The organism is Acinetobacter sp. 129952 (assembly GCF_056642055.1).
In genome coordinates this window covers 312,086-329,800 of the sequence record NZ_JBWVSU010000002.1, presented here as the reverse complement: position 1 = coordinate 329,800, position 17,715 = coordinate 312,086, and the positions used below count along the sequence as shown (strand labels likewise).

At 42.0% G+C, this 17,715-nt stretch carries 12 protein-coding genes; 8 read left to right on the top strand and 4 right to left on the bottom strand.

Going from position 1 to position 17,715, the window contains the following annotated elements; genetic code table 11:
* The first annotated feature begins 170 nt into the window (after positions 1-170).
* The 8 genes from AC1IR0_RS04015 (at position 171) to AC1IR0_RS03980 (ending at position 10,667) form a co-directional block, all read left to right on the top strand.
* On the top strand, positions 171-968 hold the full coding sequence (locus AC1IR0_RS04015) for a hypothetical protein (RefSeq protein WP_479741181.1): 798 nt from the start codon (positions 171-173) through the stop codon (positions 966-968).
* Between the two features lie 287 nt (positions 969-1,255).
* Positions 1,256-2,515 (top strand): iron-sulfur cluster carrier protein ApbC, encoded by a 1,260-nt coding sequence (gene apbC / locus AC1IR0_RS04010; protein WP_004645854.1) that lies wholly within the window; start codon positions 1,256-1,258, stop codon positions 2,513-2,515.
* 257 nt (positions 2,516-2,772) lie between these two features.
* Positions 2,773-3,366 carry a LysE family translocator gene (locus AC1IR0_RS04005; RefSeq protein WP_004732019.1) on the top strand — a complete coding sequence of 198 codons (594 nt, stop codon included), beginning with the start codon at positions 2,773-2,775 and terminating at the stop codon, positions 3,364-3,366.
* 123 nt (positions 3,367-3,489) lie between these two features.
* A complete protein-coding gene (dcd, locus tag AC1IR0_RS04000) occupies positions 3,490-4,059 on the top strand; it encodes a dCTP deaminase (RefSeq protein WP_004280726.1) in 570 nt (189 codons plus the stop codon).
* Between the two features lie 234 nt (positions 4,060-4,293).
* A complete protein-coding gene (locus AC1IR0_RS03995) occupies positions 4,294-6,312 on the top strand; it encodes a hypothetical protein (protein ID WP_409666183.1) in 2,019 nt (672 codons plus the stop codon).
* Positions 6,313-6,324: 12 nt separating this feature from the next.
* Positions 6,325-7,047, top strand: coding sequence for a hypothetical protein (locus AC1IR0_RS03990; protein WP_312585458.1), 723 nt, complete (start codon positions 6,325-6,327; stop codon positions 7,045-7,047).
* Between the two features lie 33 nt (positions 7,048-7,080).
* On the top strand, positions 7,081-9,366 hold the full coding sequence (locus AC1IR0_RS03985) for a hypothetical protein (protein ID WP_409666185.1): 2,286 nt from the start codon (positions 7,081-7,083) through the stop codon (positions 9,364-9,366).
* A gap of 17 nt (positions 9,367-9,383) precedes the next feature.
* Positions 9,384-10,667 (top strand): hypothetical protein, encoded by a 1,284-nt coding sequence (locus AC1IR0_RS03980; protein ID WP_005106243.1) that lies wholly within the window; start codon positions 9,384-9,386, stop codon positions 10,665-10,667.
* 53 nt (positions 10,668-10,720) lie between these two features.
* On the opposite strand, the gene AC1IR0_RS03975 is transcribed toward AC1IR0_RS03980, so the two are convergent.
* The 4 genes from AC1IR0_RS03975 to AC1IR0_RS03960 all read right to left on the bottom strand — a co-directional run bounded on the left by AC1IR0_RS03975 (position 10,721) and on the right by AC1IR0_RS03960 (position 17,491).
* Positions 10,721-12,436, bottom strand: coding sequence for a proline--tRNA ligase (locus AC1IR0_RS03975; protein WP_409666187.1), 1,716 nt, complete (start codon positions 12,434-12,436; stop codon positions 10,721-10,723).
* A gap of 96 nt (positions 12,437-12,532) precedes the next feature.
* Positions 12,533-15,640 (bottom strand): efflux RND transporter permease subunit, encoded by a 3,108-nt coding sequence (locus tag AC1IR0_RS03970; RefSeq protein ID WP_409666189.1) that lies wholly within the window; start codon positions 15,638-15,640, stop codon positions 12,533-12,535.
* A 24-nt stretch (positions 15,641-15,664) separates the two neighbouring features.
* Entirely contained in the window at positions 15,665-16,792 is a 1,128-nt protein-coding gene (locus tag AC1IR0_RS03965) for an efflux RND transporter periplasmic adaptor subunit (RefSeq protein WP_409666191.1), read from the bottom strand.
* A 51-nt stretch (positions 16,793-16,843) separates the two neighbouring features.
* Positions 16,844-17,491, bottom strand: coding sequence for a hypothetical protein (locus AC1IR0_RS03960; protein WP_409666202.1), 648 nt, complete (start codon positions 17,489-17,491; stop codon positions 16,844-16,846).
* Positions 17,492-17,715: the final 224 nt, after the last annotated feature.

Below are 17,715 nucleotides of genomic sequence, written 5' to 3'. Positions count from 1 at the left end.
AGCATATAACCTTGCAATACGGATTTAACTCAGCTCATGCTACATTCTGCAAACAATAGCAACAACATGTACAGGCTTTGTTGCAGTTTGCTTACTTCGCCCGATTCGCGTGATGCTTTGTGCTAAAAAATGGCTGATTGTTTATATGATATGCCTAAGGAGGGTACCTCATGACTCAGCAGAACCAAAATAATACGTCGAAGCAAAATCAAGATAAAGAACAACATGCACGCGAATTGAATGATCAGCTTGCAAAAGAGCAAAAGCAAAATGAGATAGATAAACAGCACAATCAGGAACATAAGAACGGGCAAAGTGCCCAGACCCATGCTGATCAGAAATCTGATACCCAGCACAACGGTAAAGATACAAATGCTGAGCAATCAGCACAAAAAGACAGTTCTCAAGAGAACCAGTCTGATAAAAAAACTGAAAGCTTTAAGATGGATGACTTAAAAGCCAAAGCGATAGCGATAGGTGAAGACCTATTGCAAAAAGGTGAAAAGCTTCTGAATGAGCTGAAACAAGGAAAATCTGACCACCAGCAAAATACTGAGCAAAGTTCAGATGATGCGAAAAAGGCTAAAGCGGATCATGCCTCTCAAGATAAATCATCTAACAAGTCAGATAAACAGCATGCTAAAGATGGTCAGAACGATCAGCAGGCAGGTATGGCAAATTTAAAAGATGAAGCCATGCATAAGTTTGAAGATACCAGACAGAAAATCACAGACTTATTCAGCGAAGCCTCGGTTAAGTTCGCTGAGCTGAAACAGATGGCAACTGATACGATGAATAAAATGAAAGATAATCAATCGAAGGAAAGTGATTCTGATCAGCAGCAAGATGCCAAAGATGCAGATTCAGAAAGCGACTCTCAGTCCAAAAAGGACGAATCGAAACAAGATCAGGATAAAAATATCAAGGATCAAAAGGACAAATCTGAAAACAATAAAAATCATAAATAGTCTGTGATCATAGAGCCACTTTAATTACAGAGGGTTAAAGTGGCTTGATCGCATAAGATCAGTAAAAAAATTATTACATCAAAATAATCCGCCTTTCTTTGCTCTCAATCATTCATTTTTCATTATTTCTATTCACCACGATTTCATAAAACATTTCAGAAAACCGAGTAAAATGGTTGGAAATTGAAGATATCTCTTTCATCTTCTCCAATACAATGCTTAACCTTCGCCTAAAACCCCGTTAAACTAAGCGATTCAGATGTCGATCTACATTTTTGGAGTAACCTATGTCTTGGCTTTCTTCGCTTAAATCGGTTTTTTCGCCTTCCAAGGAGGTGAACGAAGAAGCTGTGCAAAACGTACTGCAAAACTATATCTTGCCAAATTCCAGCAATGCCTTGAAAGATCGTATTACGCAGGTCAATGTACAGGGTGAGATTCTGCAAATCACTTTGAATACCTATCCAGAAGAAAAAGCGCAGCTGCAACAGATTCATGATGAACTGGCGGAAGCTTTGCAAAAATGTGGTATTCAAGAACTGAATATGCATGTGATTCAGCAGAAAACTGGACATAAGAAAGAAGGGGGTTGCGGGCATAACCATGCTGAAGGTGAAAACTGTTCAAGCGAGCCTAAAGCGGAAGCAAAACCCAATCTTCCCCCTGTGGTTGATGCGTCGGCACAGCCTGCAAAAACAGAAGAAGCTGATCCAAATAATCCACCGATTCAAAAAGCTGCGCCGCAACAGCGTGATGTTCCAAAACACCCAAGGATTCAAAATGTGATTCTGGTGTCATCTGGTAAAGGTGGCGTAGGTAAATCGACCACGACTGTAAATCTGGCTTTGGCTCTACAGAAATTAGGCCTGCGCGTAGGCGTACTAGATGCCGATATTTACGGCCCAAGTATTCCGACTATGCTCGGCAATGCCGGCAAAACGCCAATGATCGAAGCAGAGCAGTTTGTCCCTATCGAAGCCTATGGGATGGCGGTATTATCAATTGGCCATTTAACTGGAGATCACAATACTCCAGTCGCCTGGCGTGGTCCAAAAGCCACGGGTGCATTAATGCAGTTATTCAATCAGACCCTATGGCCAGACCTTGATGTGCTGATGATTGATATGCCACCTGGCACAGGTGATATCCAGTTAACTCTCGCGCAGCGTATTCCGGTAACGGGCGCAGTAATTGTGACAACGCCACAAAACGTGGCCTTGCTGGATGCGACCAAAGGCATTGAATTGTTTAACCGCGTGCAGATTCCGATCATGGGCGTGATTGAAAACATGTCGACCCATATCTGCTCAAATTGTGGTTTTGAGGAACAGATTTTTGGTACAGGCGGTGGCGATAAACTGTCTGAGCAATATCAAGTCCCATTATTGGGTCGTTTACCTTTGGATGCTAAAATTCGTGAAAATGCCGATGCTGGAACGCCGTCAGTGATCGCGGGAGATGCTGCTGCAGAAAGCTATATGCTGATTGCAGAGAAAATTGCAGCGCAGTTACCTAAAGCAGAGAAAGACCACAGTCGAATTTTTTAATTCTACAGACAATTCAGATATTTAAGCCTTAGCTAAAAGCTAGGGCTTCTTATTTCTTATTTTTAAAATTAGCTCGATTTAAATGATCGAAATTGACTGAAATGACTATCAGGTGTTTATCCTGAAAGCTTATATAAACATTTGAATTAATTAAAATAAATAAATTTAAATTTTAGATCATATGTTCTCTTACAATTATTTTTTTGCAGCACTGACCGAATTCTTCTATGCTACTCGGATTAGAGCGAGGTCAAACTATGATTTCATGGTTTTTTATTGGTTTAGTGGCAACCATTCTTTTAACACCAGGCCCAACCAATACCTTATTGGCATCTTCAGGCATTCAGGTCGGATTTAAAAAAACATTTCGTTTAATTCCTGCGGAAGCCTTTGGTTATCTGATTGCCATTAGCTTATGGGGCATTCTGATTGGAAAAATTTCCGTTCATCTTCCGCTTTTACCGACCATTCTCAAACTTTTTAGTGCTGGCTATATTCTATTTCTCGCTGTGAAATTATGGCGGACTGCAGAAATAAGCGAAAATCTTGAAAATGTCTCGATTCGCGCACGAGAATTATTTTTGGCAACATTGCTTAATCCTAAAGCACTTTTATTTGCCTCAGCGATCTTTCCTGTCATTGTCTGGAAAAGCGGCCAACATTATGTGACTCATATGCTGGTTTTCTTGCTTCTGTTGATCCCGATTGCATTCTTCTGGACTTTTCTGGGTTCAATCCTGGCCAGAAAAAACAGTCGCTGGCTCAATCAGAAAAACCTGCAGAAAACGGCTTCGCTGGTATTAATGAGCTTTTCCATTCCTTTAAGCTATTCTGCACTTTTAAGTTTATAAGCTGATCTCAATCAGCAATTTTTTGGCAACTTTAGCTCTAAGCCTTTCACTTATTTTCATTAGTGTCAATTTCAGTTAAAGTACGTCGCAATAACTTGTTCTTAAGATTTTTGGATTATATCAATGGCAATTAAGTCTGATCGTTGGATTCGCGAAATGAGCGAAAAACACGGCATGATTGAACCGTATGCAGAAAACCAGGTACGTTTGGATGAAAATGGTCAAAAGCTGATTTCGTATGGCGTATCCAGCTATGGTTATGACGTGCGTTGTGCACGTGAATTTAAAGTATTCACCAATGTGCATTCTGCAATTGTCGATCCGAAGAACTTTGATGAACGCAGCTTTATTGATATCGAGTCGGATGTCTGTATCATTCCGCCTAACTCGTTTGCTTTGGCGCGTACCATCGAATATTTCCGCATTCCACGTAATGTCTTGACCGTGTGCTTGGGCAAGTCTACTTATGCGCGTTGTGGCATCATTGTTAACGTGACTCCGCTTGAGCCAGAGTGGGAAGGACACGTCACTTTAGAGTTTTCAAATACTACCAATCTTCCTGCGCGTATTTATGCAGGTGAAGGTGTAGCGCAGATGCTGTTTTTTGAATCTGATGAAGTCTGTGAAACCTCATATAAAGATCGTGGTGGTAAATATCAAGGTCAGACAGGCGTTACTTTGCCGAAGACCTAATTGTTTTAAAATATTGAATGACGGGACTTTATGTCCCGTTTATTTTTTTGAGATTTTCATTCATCGGAAACTGCTATTTTTCGCCTAATTGGCTTTGGCATCTGTATCAAAAATCAGCATAATGGATTCCGCATAACCATAAAAAAGATGCGATGCATTATAAAAAATCAAAGATTGGCGGCTGGGAAGCTGAAGCATAAGGTGCGGAGCATCGAATAAAAAGGAAAGAGTGAGATGGCTCAGATAAAGGATATATTTAAATTTCGCAAAAGTTATTTGGCGATGACAATCGGTTTCAGCCTGTTGCCTTCTGCACATGCGATGCAGGAATTATCAGATTCTTCTCTTTCTGACACCACCGGTGAGGGTGTTGCGCTGGTACTTGATGATTTTAAAATGGTGTTTCAAGGTCCTAAAGATCTTTCTGCTAGTTCTAGTTATGCCAGAGGCATTGAAAACCCCGGACAAGCAGATACAGGCTTTATTCGTATTATCCCGACGGGTGAGAATTACAACCAACTTGGGCAGCGTGTATACGACAAAGTTTATAAATCTACATATGATAATGCTTTTCATGTTGAAAGAACGCAGAATTATGCAACTGAGTATCAGCAAGCCTTTGATACCTTAAAAACTGATTTTTATAATGATAACTATAATACGATTAAGAATACTTATGACACACAAGCTAACCGGGACGCATTTAAGCAAGAATTAGTTGATTATTATTATAATACAGACTTTATGAAAGCCTATTATGACCAACGTCGTGATGATTATTATAATGGTGCAGGTAATACCTCACCAGGTATTGATTATGATATCAAGCATGATGGCACAACAGAATATGAATTAACGCCACTGCGACCAAATAAGTCTGATGAATATGCAAATTTAAATACCCTTGAAATGATTCAATTTCTATATGGGCAAAATGCTAATCAGCAGATTCCAAATACTGAATGGAGTACGGCGGTTGATAGGCAGAATATTATTGGAGCAATTGTAGATGCAAGAATTATTGAACTAGTTAAAGCAGAATACAACAAAAAATTGGAAGCTGCTCTAGCCGGAATGATGAAAGATGCAGATAGTGCTGCTATGGCTGAAATCATTGCTAGAGCAGATCAGGCTGCTAAAACTGAAGCTGCTAAAAGCTCTGTGAGCACTTTAAGAACTAAAGCCGATGTATTTATTTATGGTCTGGCATTATCGAAAAGCGATGGTTCTTTAAGCACACGATACAGTAATCAGGGTTTCAGCTGGGGATCAGCAGATAATCCCTGGTTATTTCGAGCAGGAACTGAAAACGTCAAACAGTTTAAGGACGCTGCTAAAGATGTAGGCTATATTGCTTTGGAAGCCCCATTAAGTCCAATTGCAGGGGTCGAAAGTGATAATAATATCAAGCTGGGCTTCTGGAGTGATATTTTTGCACGTGAGCTTAATTCCTCGAATGCTGTAGATCCTATAACAGGTGGACCAATATCAGGACTTGATACGGATTACCGATTAAGAACCCAATTTGTTGCCAATGGTCTGAGTTTTAATGGCTCGCAAGTTCGGTTATTTCAAACCTTAGAATCTGACAATAAGAATTATAGCCAAACATTGGGTATGGCGAGTATTGTTCGTCTGAATACCAATGATCGACCAGAAACTCTAAGCAGTAGCGATAGTAATCTTAACAGTAAAGGTATTCGTCTCAGTACCGCAGCAAAAACAGATGCGCTTGATGGTAATGTCCCGACCCCGGCCTTGAATGGAAGTGATGCTCCTATATTTCATGATTCTGAGGGCTTATATCTCTATAGTCCAAATATTAACTTGGTGCTTGGTAATATGTACCAGCCTTTCGTTGTTGGTTCAGAAGGCAATAATATTATTTTAGAAGTGACACGTATTCCCAATATTCCTGCTATTTATAATCAAATTTATCAAAATTATGGGGGCGGATTGGGTACAACAGATTTAAAGGGTTCGACCTGTAATGTCTATAGTTGTGGTACACCGATTAAAAATAATGCGTCAGATACCACCGCACTTTATCAAGGGCGTAATGCGACTCACAGCAGCATCTCAATAGGAACTACAGAGCGTATCTCAGGGACGAATATGCTGCGTGCCAAGGATGGTGTGAATTCAACAGGTATCATATTTAAAAATACTGATGGTGTAAGTAAGAATTTTGGATCTGCTGTCATTGATGGGGTCCTGATTCAGCATCTGAAAATTAGAACAACTGGTCTTTAAGGGAGTATAAGAATGTCCAAATTAGTAACACTCTGTGCATTATTATGTACTTCTATGGCCAGTCTTGCCGGATTGGAAGCCCTTGATCAGCAAGCACTAACCAATACAGTGGGGCAGGGTGGAGCTGATCTTAACTGGACTTTATCTTTAAACCATGTTTATGCGACAGATTTAAGTAAAGATAAAATTTCTCGGCTTGATGGAAGTGGCAACCCGCTAGAAGTATTTTATGTTCTAGATCCCACCGCTTGTGGAGCAACAAAACAATTTTGCCGTCTGGCAATAGCGCCGAATAACCATGTCGATGCCAATGGAAATAAAAAGTGGTTAGTCTTTAAAGGCATTCAAGGCACGATTCAGATTGATAAGTTTTCGATCGATGGAACAACCATCATTAATCATCGTAATGAACCACAAACGGCGATGCAAATTACCTTTTATGATCACCAGCCTTTAAAGATCCGTAATTTAGGCTTTAATACAGTTTCCATTGAAACGGGTACAGGTGCTGGCGCCTTGGAAGCTTATGCCAATACAGGTGTTTATAGTACGTATACAGGGCGTACCTATAATGCCGATGGAACTTATACAACCGCGCCCCAAGATGTTCCTTCATTTGATAAAGGTGCTGAAAAAGGATTTATGGGATTGAACGTTCATGGAAATCTGCATACGTCAGGCAATTTGAAAATATTTGGTTATAACTGTACAGGTGGAGCACAAAGTCGTTGTTAGTAACAACGTCAAGTACAGCATAAGGATATATAAATGAAAAAAACAACAATAAAGTTGAAATTGCTAACAGTATGCATGTGTCTTATACAACAAAGTTATGCACTTGAAACTATTGAAGAGCAAGAATTGAGTGAAGTCACTGGACAAGATGGTATGGTGATTACTCATGAAATTTCTAAAGCCAGTATTGCTCAAGCCAATTGGTATGATCCAAATCCAACTGCCAACACTAAAATGGGTTTAGGTCTACATAATGTTGAGATTATTGGAAAAGATAATAAACCAATCATTAGTCAACTTGAAATAGATGTAGGTGCCACTTCACAAGGGGCAGGACTTCGGCTAGCTGCAAGTGTTTCACCGTTTCAAGCCACTGCAGATTTAAAATTGGTAAAGATCGCCTGTACGACCAATCCATGTAGTCAATCTGCGAATAGTATTCGGACTACGGGTACTCAATCTAATCAAACTTTGGGTGGATTAGGGATTAGTACCTCTACACCGCTTAGTGTGCTATTACAAACCAGTGCAGGTCTATTTAATAAAGATTCAATTACCAGTATCGATTTTCAACTTAAAAATGCCACGATTAGTCATAAATTAGGCGAAAATAGTCTGATTTTGAATGACTTTAACTTTAACTTCGCGGGTCAAGGATATATGTACATTGACCCGGATGAAGGCGTGGTACTCACCACACGAAATGGCAGTCAAGATCATTATGTGGATCTAAAGCGTGCTGAAGATATTACTGATATCGCGGCTGACCGGGTTAATCCGACCAATCCAGGGGTTAATATTGACTTGCGTTATAACACGCCAAATAATGAACGCAAAAATATTATGCGTTTAGGAGCTTCGGGTGCAGTCACTAACGCAAGATTATCCATGAGTGCAGATCAAACCCAGATAGGTACTTTTGATGTTAGTAACAAGGTGAATGGTGTACTAGAACGTCAGGACAAAGCTGCAACAGGTTACAGTGGCCTGGTCGGAGAAGGTGGGTTGAATCTAGGCTTGTCTGCAGATTTTACAGGTACTAATAGTACCGGGCTTCCAGCAACTATGGCACCTACAACACTTGAGATTGGTCATACCGGTAAGGGAAGCTATGCTGTGCAATTCTCCAAGCTCAGACCCTTGACTACACGTAATGCTGCCGGTGCTTTACACGGTAAAAATGCTTATATCGACTTTGGAAATATATATATAAATACCATTACTGCAAAAAGTCTCGATTTCATAATCAATGAAAATATGCAAAAGACTTTAGGTAGTAGTAGCACTGTACTTAAACAGATACTCAGTACCACCACGAATGGAGAGGATTTTGCCTATATCGCCGTACGTGGAATGGATTTTCAGTCCATTGCTGCTAAAGCACGTTTCATATCAGATAACTCTTTGGCGGAAATTGGTGGCGATGGTGGTTCATGGGGAATCGGTATTCCTATTTATAATTTAAATGCCAATGTTGCCTTGTCTGGAACGACTTATGGAACAAACAATAAGCAAGCAATTGCGTATAACATTATGGCATCTACAGAAGGCTATGGAATTGACAAGAAAACCGGTTTACCAAGCACAACCTCGATTATATTGATTGATGGCAAGAATGGCGATCATGGTGAGGCTGTTAACTATTATGCTGGTTTTAGGAATATCGATGCTTTGATCAAGTCAGAAGGGATTATTAGTTATAAAGATGAAGGTATTTATATTCGCGCTGATAAGCTGCTGATTGGAGCCAAAGCTGAGCTTGCGATTGGTCAATTACCAGGATCTAAATATAATTGTACCAATGCATCGATCGCTAAATGCGGGAGCTATGTGCCTCACGATAATTTTTCTAAACGTGATGATGTCCTGACGAATATTGCTTTTAAACTTGATGGAAATGGTGAGCTCCTGATTATTCCTGGTATAGACCCAACCAGCGGTTCACCAGATACCAACTTCCTGTCATTTGATGCAAACTTTAAGTTTAGACCCCTTACCGCAGAAGAAACTGCAAACAAAGATAATTTGGGCAGCTATCTTAGTATTGCCAATGAAGATATTGACTCAACGGGGGTATTAAAAACTTCGTCAATTAACTTTAACCGGATGGAAGGTCATTTGGGTGTCAAAGCAAAAGTTCGTGTTAGTGCAGATACAGTGACTTTGGATAATCAGGTCAAACTCAATTATGAAAATAATATTGCAACACCATTTAAAACCAATTTTGCCATGGCGACCAATGGCAATATGCAAAACATGGCAAGTATTGCACTGACTGGTGGAACCATTCGTAGCACGATGGGAATCACACCACGCTGAAAATCAGGATGAGAAAAATGAAAAAAATAATATTAAAAAGTCTAGTGGTAGCTATGATGGGCCTAAGTGGTCAGGTATCTGCATTAACCTCATTGGAAGACCAAGAGCTCTCAGAAGTCAATGGGCAGGCTTTATTGTCAATGGAGGTTCAGTCTGGATTTAACCAGATGGATAATCTAGGAGCTACTTATGACCAGAGTAATATCTCATTTTATAAATTAGGCTTGGAAGCCGAGATGGAAATTAATGCCAATATAAAAAAGCTACAACTCGGGTGTGGCGGTGTTAATGGTGCAACCGGCTGTGATATTGATATTGATCATATTGCCTTAAGTGGTAATCCTACGAATGGCGCGGATCGTGCCGCGACTTCAGCTCTGATTACTAATCCATTTGTACAATTTGCCATAAAAAATCCAAATCAGGCATCTACACGTGAAGTTTTAGGTTTCCGTTTAAGTGCAGAAAAGATTTCAGGTCTATTGACAATGGGGACAGAAAATAGTGCTACACCAAATGGTATTAACAGTTTCAGTGGTTATATGAAAACAAAATCTTCATCAGGAGTTGCAACAACCGCTCCTCGTGTCATGGATTATGCTGCAACTGGAATGAATATTGAGGGCACGGTAAAAGGCACTATATTAGGTCAACCATTACCTCTGGATTTACATTACACATCTAGCAATTATGCTTTCCAGTTAAATTCTACAACAGCACCTTTTACTATTCCTGCTACTATAGTGTCAGGAACAAGAATGAAAGAAGTTGTACTAAAAGGGACAGGGACAGTAGGTCGTATTGATTTTAAAGGACCATTAAAAGCAGAATTATTGGATGGAGCATTAAAATTAGATAAAGATATTACAGGCTACTTAACCGGGCTACAGACAGACATTACCGTTAAACAAAATCTCGGACTTATTCATGCTTTATATTTAAATAATCCAGCTTCACTCTCCTTGCAATCCCAAAGCATTTTATGGCCTGGTGCAGCAGTCGCGGCAAAACAAGGGTGGTGGCTGGCAATGGAAGATGAAGTGGATTTAGGAAGTATTTCACCTTCATATAGTGTGCCAATTTCAGATGCTGTTTTAAAGCAAACTATTGCAGGAATTAACCATGATTTAACCACTAATGTGCGAGATTGTGGAAGTCTGGTTTTTGGTTGCGTGCTAGGAAGTGCACTTGATGTAAAGGAAATTAAAAATCCTGCGCTACTTGATTTCCCTCTTACTAATTTAACTTTACAAGGCCAGAACTTTAAACCGAACTGCTTTGGTGGACACAAATTCTGCTAAGTTTAGTTATAAAAAATCCCGCATTACGCGGGATTTTTTATAAGAAAGCAAAATTATTTAGCAATTTTTGCCAATAATTCTTCTTTCGAGATATTTACAGATTCAGCATCACGACGGCCTTTATATTCAAACGTACCTGCATCTAAGCCTTTTTCGCCAATTACAATACGGTGTGGAATACCTGTAAGCTCAAGATCAGAAAATTTCACGCCCGGACGTTCATTACGGTCATCGAGTAACACGTCAAAACCTGCAGCTTGTAATTCAGCATAGAGTGCTTCCGCAGCTTCCATAGTTCGTGGAGATTTGTGTGCATTCATCGGCACAATGGCAACTTCAAACGGTGCAATGGCAGTTGGCCAGATAATGCCCTTCTCATCAAAGTTCTGCTCGATTGCAGAAGCCACCACACGCGTCACGCCAATACCATAACAACCCATTGTCACAGTGAACGGCTTGCCATCTTCCCCCAAAACTTTACAACCCAACGCTTCAGAGTATTTTTGACCTAACTGGAAGATATGACCCACTTCGATACCACGTTTGATTTGAAGCGTACCTTTACCATCTGGAGATGGATCGCCTTCAACCACGTTACGTAGGTCATAAACTTCAGTGAACTGCGCATCACGTTCCCAGTTTACACCTGTTGCGTGTTGATCTACTGCATTTGCACCTGCAACAAAGTCAGACAATACAGATGCTGCAAGATCAACAATAACGCTTACACCTTTTTCGACCAGACCTTGAGGACCGACAAAGCCAGCAGTTAACCCAAGTGCTTGAAGTTGTTCTTCAGTAGCAAATGTCAAAGGTGCAGCAATTAAAGGATGTTTTTCAGCTTTAATTTCATTCAGTTCGTGATCGCCACGAAGGAATAAAGCAACCACAGGAACAGAACCATCCTCTTTTGCAATGCCTTGAACAAGCAATGCTTTTACTGAATGGGCAGGATCGGTACCCAAGAATGCTGATACATCCGCAATGGTTTTTTGATTTGGTGTATCTACCAGTTTGAGTTCTTGTGTCGGTGCCGCACGCTCACCGACAAGTACTGCTTCTGCCATTTCAATATTGGCTGCATAGTCAGATTCAGTCGAGAAAGCGATATCATCTTCACCGCTTGAAGCCAGCACGTGGAATTCGTGAGAACCTGAACCACCAATTGATCCGGTATCTGCTTGTACTGGACGGAAATCTAAACCAAGACGGGTGAAGATTTTGCAGTAGGCTGCATACATGTCGTCGTAAGTTTGTTGCAGTGATTCCTGATTGGCATGGAAAGAGTAGGCATCTTTCATGATGAATTCACGTGAACGCATTACGCCAAAACGTGGACGAATTTCGTCACGGAATTTGGTTTGTACTTGGTAAAAGTTTGCAGGCAATTGCTTGTAGCTTTTTAATTCGTTACGTGCAAGATCAGTGATCACTTCTTCATGCGTTGGGCCCAAAACAAATGGGTTGCCATGGCGGTCGTTGAAGCGTAAAAGTTCAGGACCGTATTGTACATAACGACCTGATTCTTCCCATAAAGATGCAGGTTGAGTCACCGGCATATAGACCTGAAGTGAACCGACTTTATCCATTTCTTCGCGAACGATCGCTTCAACTTTATTTAATACGCGAACGCCCATCGGCAACCAGGTGTATAGACCTGAAGCCAACTTACGAATCATACCGGCACGAAGCATCAGCTGATGGGAAATAACCTCAGCATCGTTCGGGGTTTCTCTTAACGTTGCAAATAAAAAGCGACTCGCGCGCATGGAAACTGTCCTAAAAAATTAAGCGTTAAAGCAGGGATTATACAATAAAAAATGAGGTGAGCATTTGGGAATGTCACCTCATTGTGTTGCATTAAATTATGCCATGATTTTACGTGCCTGACGCAGTATAAAATTCTTAAAGTCATCCAGGTAAGTAAAGATCACCGGTACCACCACCAGTGTCAGCAGGGTAGAGGTAATTACCCCACCAATCACCGCATGCGCCATCGGTGCACTTTGTTCGCCACCTTCACCTAACCCTAGGGAAAGTGGCACCATGCCCATGACCATCGCGCTGGTAGTCATCAGAATAGGACGCAAACGGGTTTTACCAGCGGCAATAATCGCATCATAACGGTCTTCACCGCGGTCCATGGCCTTCTTGATGAAGTCGATCAGCAGAATCGCATTCTTGGTCACCAGTCCCATCAACATGATAATGCCGATAATCGAGAACAGGTTCATGGTCGAATTAAACAGGAACAAGGCCAGAAACACGCCAATCAGCGACAATGGCAGTGAGGCCATAATTGCTGCAGGATGAATAAAACTGTTGAACTGCGAACCGAGCACGATATAGATAAAGACAATCGACAGGGTAATCGCGGTCAAGGCATAGCCTGCGGATTCTGCCATGTCGGCATTGGAGCCTTGAGTGTCGAAACTATAACCCGGTGGCATATCGAAATTATCTTGCAGGCGGCTGATATCCGTCCCGATGTCGCCTGCAGGACGTCCTGAAGTATTGGCCTCGACCAGCACTTCACGTGCCAGATCACGCCGGTTAATCTGCGAGGCACCCAGTTTTTCTTCAAATTTGGCCACGCTCGAAAGCGGAATTAGAATCGGTTGATTATTGGCATCGGTTTTATTCGAGGTGATATACATATTCTGTAAGTCGCTCGGCAAGCTACGCTGGTCTTCGGTCAGGCGCAGATTCACATCATAGGTTTCACCTTTTTCATCCTGCCAGGTCGTGACATCATCACCGGCAATCAGCGGACGCACTACATTGGCAATCTGATTGACTGATAAACCTAAATCACTGGCCAAGACGCGATTAATCTGTACATCAAGAGTTGGCTTGGGTTCTTTTAATGAAGTTTCCAGATCGACAATGCCATTAATTTTCGCCATTTCCGTCATAAAGCGATCAGAAATTTTTTGCAGTTCATCCAGATCCGGGCCTTTGATCGAAATCATGATTGGCTTCTGGCCACCAGAAACGGTTTCATCGGCGGATGCCACCGAGGTAATGCTGATTCCTGCAACCGATTGCAGGCGCTGGCGAAATTCATTATTTAAGTCATTCAGGGTCTTTTCACGTTCGGTACGCGGCGTCACGGTCACCCGTAAACTGACATGGTTTTTACCGCGGTCGGTTGCGCCATTAATCACCCCATAGGTGGCTTTGACATCCGGATGCTGACGAATAATCTGATCAACCTGCTGGAGTTTGGCCTGAGAATATTCAAGCGATGAATCGACCGGTGTTTCAAACTTGATCCGGATTTCACCTTTATCGGGAACCGGTACAAATTCGGTGCCGATCAGTTTGGATAAACCCAGAGCACCAAATAATGAAGCCACAGCAATCATTAAGGTAATCAATCTGAAGCGCAATGCCAGTTTTAATAATTTTTCATAGACATGGCTTAAGTTGTCCAGCTTGCCGGAGATCCAGCTAAAGAAACGTTTCACCCGACCTGGTTTTTTATTTGGATCTTTTTTCTTTTCTGCCCAGTGCGCAGAAAGCATCGGGTCCAGGGTAAAGCTGACAAACATCGAGATCAGAACGGCCATACTCACCGTGACCCCGAACTGGTAGAAGAAACGACCAATAATTCCGCCCATAAAGGCCACAGGCAGAAATACGGCAACAATGGTCAGTGTTGTGGCCAGAACAGCTAAACCAATTTCTTTGGTGCCATCGAGTGCGGCAGTCACGTGATCTTTGCCCATGTCGGTATGCCGGACAATATTTTCACGCACCACAATTGCATCATCGATCAACAGACCAATACTCAAGGACAGCGCCAGTAAAGTCATCATATTGATGCTAAAGCCAAAGGCCCAGATAAAGGTCAGCGTGCCCAAGAGAGCAATTGGTAGGGTTAAACCGGTGATTACTGTGGAGCGGAAAGAACCCAGGAACAGTAGGACAATCAGCACAGCCAGTACCGCACCTTCAATAATGGTTCGGGCTACATCACCAATGGTGCCGCGGATACTTTTGGAGGAGTCCACCACCACTTGTAAAGTGGTACCTTGTGGAAGCTGCGCCTCAATACTTTCTAAAGCTGCATAGCTCTTGTCGACTACTTCAATGACGTTTGCATCTGAACTGCGCAAAATATCAATTGCCACTGCGGTTTTACCATTCAAAAAGGCAGCCGATTCCAGCTCTGCCTGACTGTCTTGAATATTGGCCACTTGTCTGAGGAAAATCGGTACGCCGTTTTTATTGGCAATAACCAGATCGCCGAAGGCGAGGGGATGCAGTACTTTGGAATTGATTTCAATGACCAGTTCCGAATTACCCGATTTAAGCGTCCCCCCCGGGACTTCAATATTCTCGGCCTTTAAGGTGTTAATCACACTGTCCACACCAATGCCAAAGGCTTGTAGTTTTTGTGGTTCCACCTGAATCCGGATCTGGCGCTGCGCATCACCCAGCAGATTGACCGTTCCGACTCCCGGGACTGTACGCAATTGTGGCACAATTCGCTGATCCAGATAGGAACTGAGCGCTTTCACATCCATATTGTCGGATTCAAATACGATCGACATTACCGCATTCGCCGTCGGGTCATAACGTTCTACAATCGGCTCCTGAATCTCATCACGAAATTCAGCAGTTACAGAAGCGATTTTATCCCGCACGTCCTGAGCTGCAGTGGTAGATGTCACATCCAGATTAAATTCGGTGGTGATGATGGACAGGCCTTCACTGGATTGGGAAATCACCTGTTTTAAACCGGAAATGGTATTGATCTGATCTTCAAGTTTTTTGGTAATTTCCGATTCAACCGTTTCCGGAGAAGCACCCGGATAATTGGTATAGATCACCACAAAAGGGAAATCGACATCAGGGAATTCTTCAACGCCCATCCGCTGCCATGAAGCCAGCCCCAGCACCATCAAACAGAACATCATCATGATGGTGAAAACCGGATACTTCACACTAATTCGGGTAAACCACATATCAATGATCCTGTGTGAATGGCTTTAGTTGGCGCGAAGGGTGACAGTTTTTTGCAGATCGGCTTCGCTAAACTTAACCCGGCTGACCTGATCGCTGCTCTCCAGTCCTTGAACCACTGCAATGTTGTCGCTATAACGCTGTTCTAGTACCTGAACATTGACTTTGATAATTTTATTCTGGCGTATTATCCAGACATAAGGTTTATTCTGAATGTCTTGAATAGTATCTAATGGAATCAGCTGGCCAGAAATCTGTTGTGAACTCAGAATGTTGCCTTCAACGAAGGAGCCGATACTTAGCGAAGGAATGGTTTCATTCGGCGTGGCAAAGAATTCGATCTGGCGACTGGCCTGATCTGCAATGGGGGAAATCCGGCTAATTACGGCAGTGAGCCGATTTGGATTACCTTGAATGTTGTATTCGACCTGACTGCCCAGTCTTAAACCTGATTGCAGATCACTAGGTACGCGTGCTTGAATTTCCAGCCGTTTCGGATCGACAATTTCAAACAGGGTTTGGCCAATGGCAACGGTTTGACCCGGTTCAACCTGACGTTGCGTAATCACGCCACTGATCGGACTGGTCATGGTGCCATCACGATCGGCTTTCTGGGCAATATCGACATTGGCTTGCTGGGCGCGGACATTTTCAAGCTGGGCCTGATAATCGACCTGACTTTGTTCATATTCTACTTTTGAAATAAACCCCTGATCGAGCAGACGCTTTTTACGCTGCATCATGTTGTGCGCCTGATTGGCTTGCGCTTGAGTTGAGGCCAGATTCGCACGCGCCTGTGCCAGACGAGCTGCATTGTCCTGATTATTCAGGCGTACCAGCACCTGTCCTTTAGAAACCGTTTGACCTACCTGCGCGTTTACGCTGGTAGCAGTAGCAGAGACCTGTGCTTGTATGCTGCTTTGATTGACTGCACGAATAGTGCCAGTGAATGCAGTTTTTTGAACTGAATTGCCAGATTGAACTGCAACTAGATCTTGAGGAATGACTTCAATGGATTTGGCTGTTTCGGCTTGCTGTACGGGTTCATTTTTATCACAAGCCACTAAAAACATATTTAAGCAAAGTGCACTCATGATCAGGATAGAGCGCGGGGAAGGCATATTTAAATCATGAGAATGCGGTGCAGTTTGCATATGAGTCCTTTTAGCTGGCTATGGATCAAAACCACAACCAGCTATTTGTATTTATTCAAGTGCTTTTAAACGGGCGATAATTTTGTCGTATTCTGCTTCCAGATTTCGATAGCGACTTTGTAAAGACTGAATATTTTCTTTTTGGGAAACGAGATTTTTCTGGTTGTTGTCTAGCATGGTTTTTAGATGTGCCGGTGTGGTTTTACCTTTACGTAAATATTCACGTTCCTGACGTACGAACATGACCCGATCTTTTTGCAGTTGCTTCATTTGTTCTTGCTGAAAATCAATCTGTTTTTTTAACTGGACCAGGCTATCGTTTTTTTTCTGTAAAGCGGTCTGGCTATTGCTATAAGCACGCTTGAGTTTATGATCTTCGGCAATCCGCTTAGCCTGTTGAGCACGCTGTGGCGCCTGTCTGATATCCGCTTCGGCATTATAAGGACGCGCACGTTTAATGACCTGCATATTCTGGTCAAGTGCTTCATAACCATAACGGATATGATTTGGTGTGACGTTAGTACTGATATTGGCCACACCCTTGCTGTCATAATAACGATACCAGGTGGCTTTTTGCGGGAGTTGGTTGCTACTCGCGCACGTTAAGCTCACCTGTAACAGTAGCAGCACAACAACAATGAATTGACCAGTCATTTTATTTTTATCAATGACAGCAAGTTTTCTTAAAAACTGCCTCATCATTGGCTCCCCGAATTTAAAGTTGACTAAATTACTTATTTTAAAGTAATAATCTTGTTATATTAGACTTAAATTTATCAATAAAAAACTACCGTTAGTCAAAAAAAAACCAATAACGATAAGAAAATGTGAAGCTGTTATTAAAAATAAATGATTTTGTCTACTTGTGTAGAAAATGTTCATTGATAATACAAGTGACTTTATGTTAAAAATGTTTATCGATC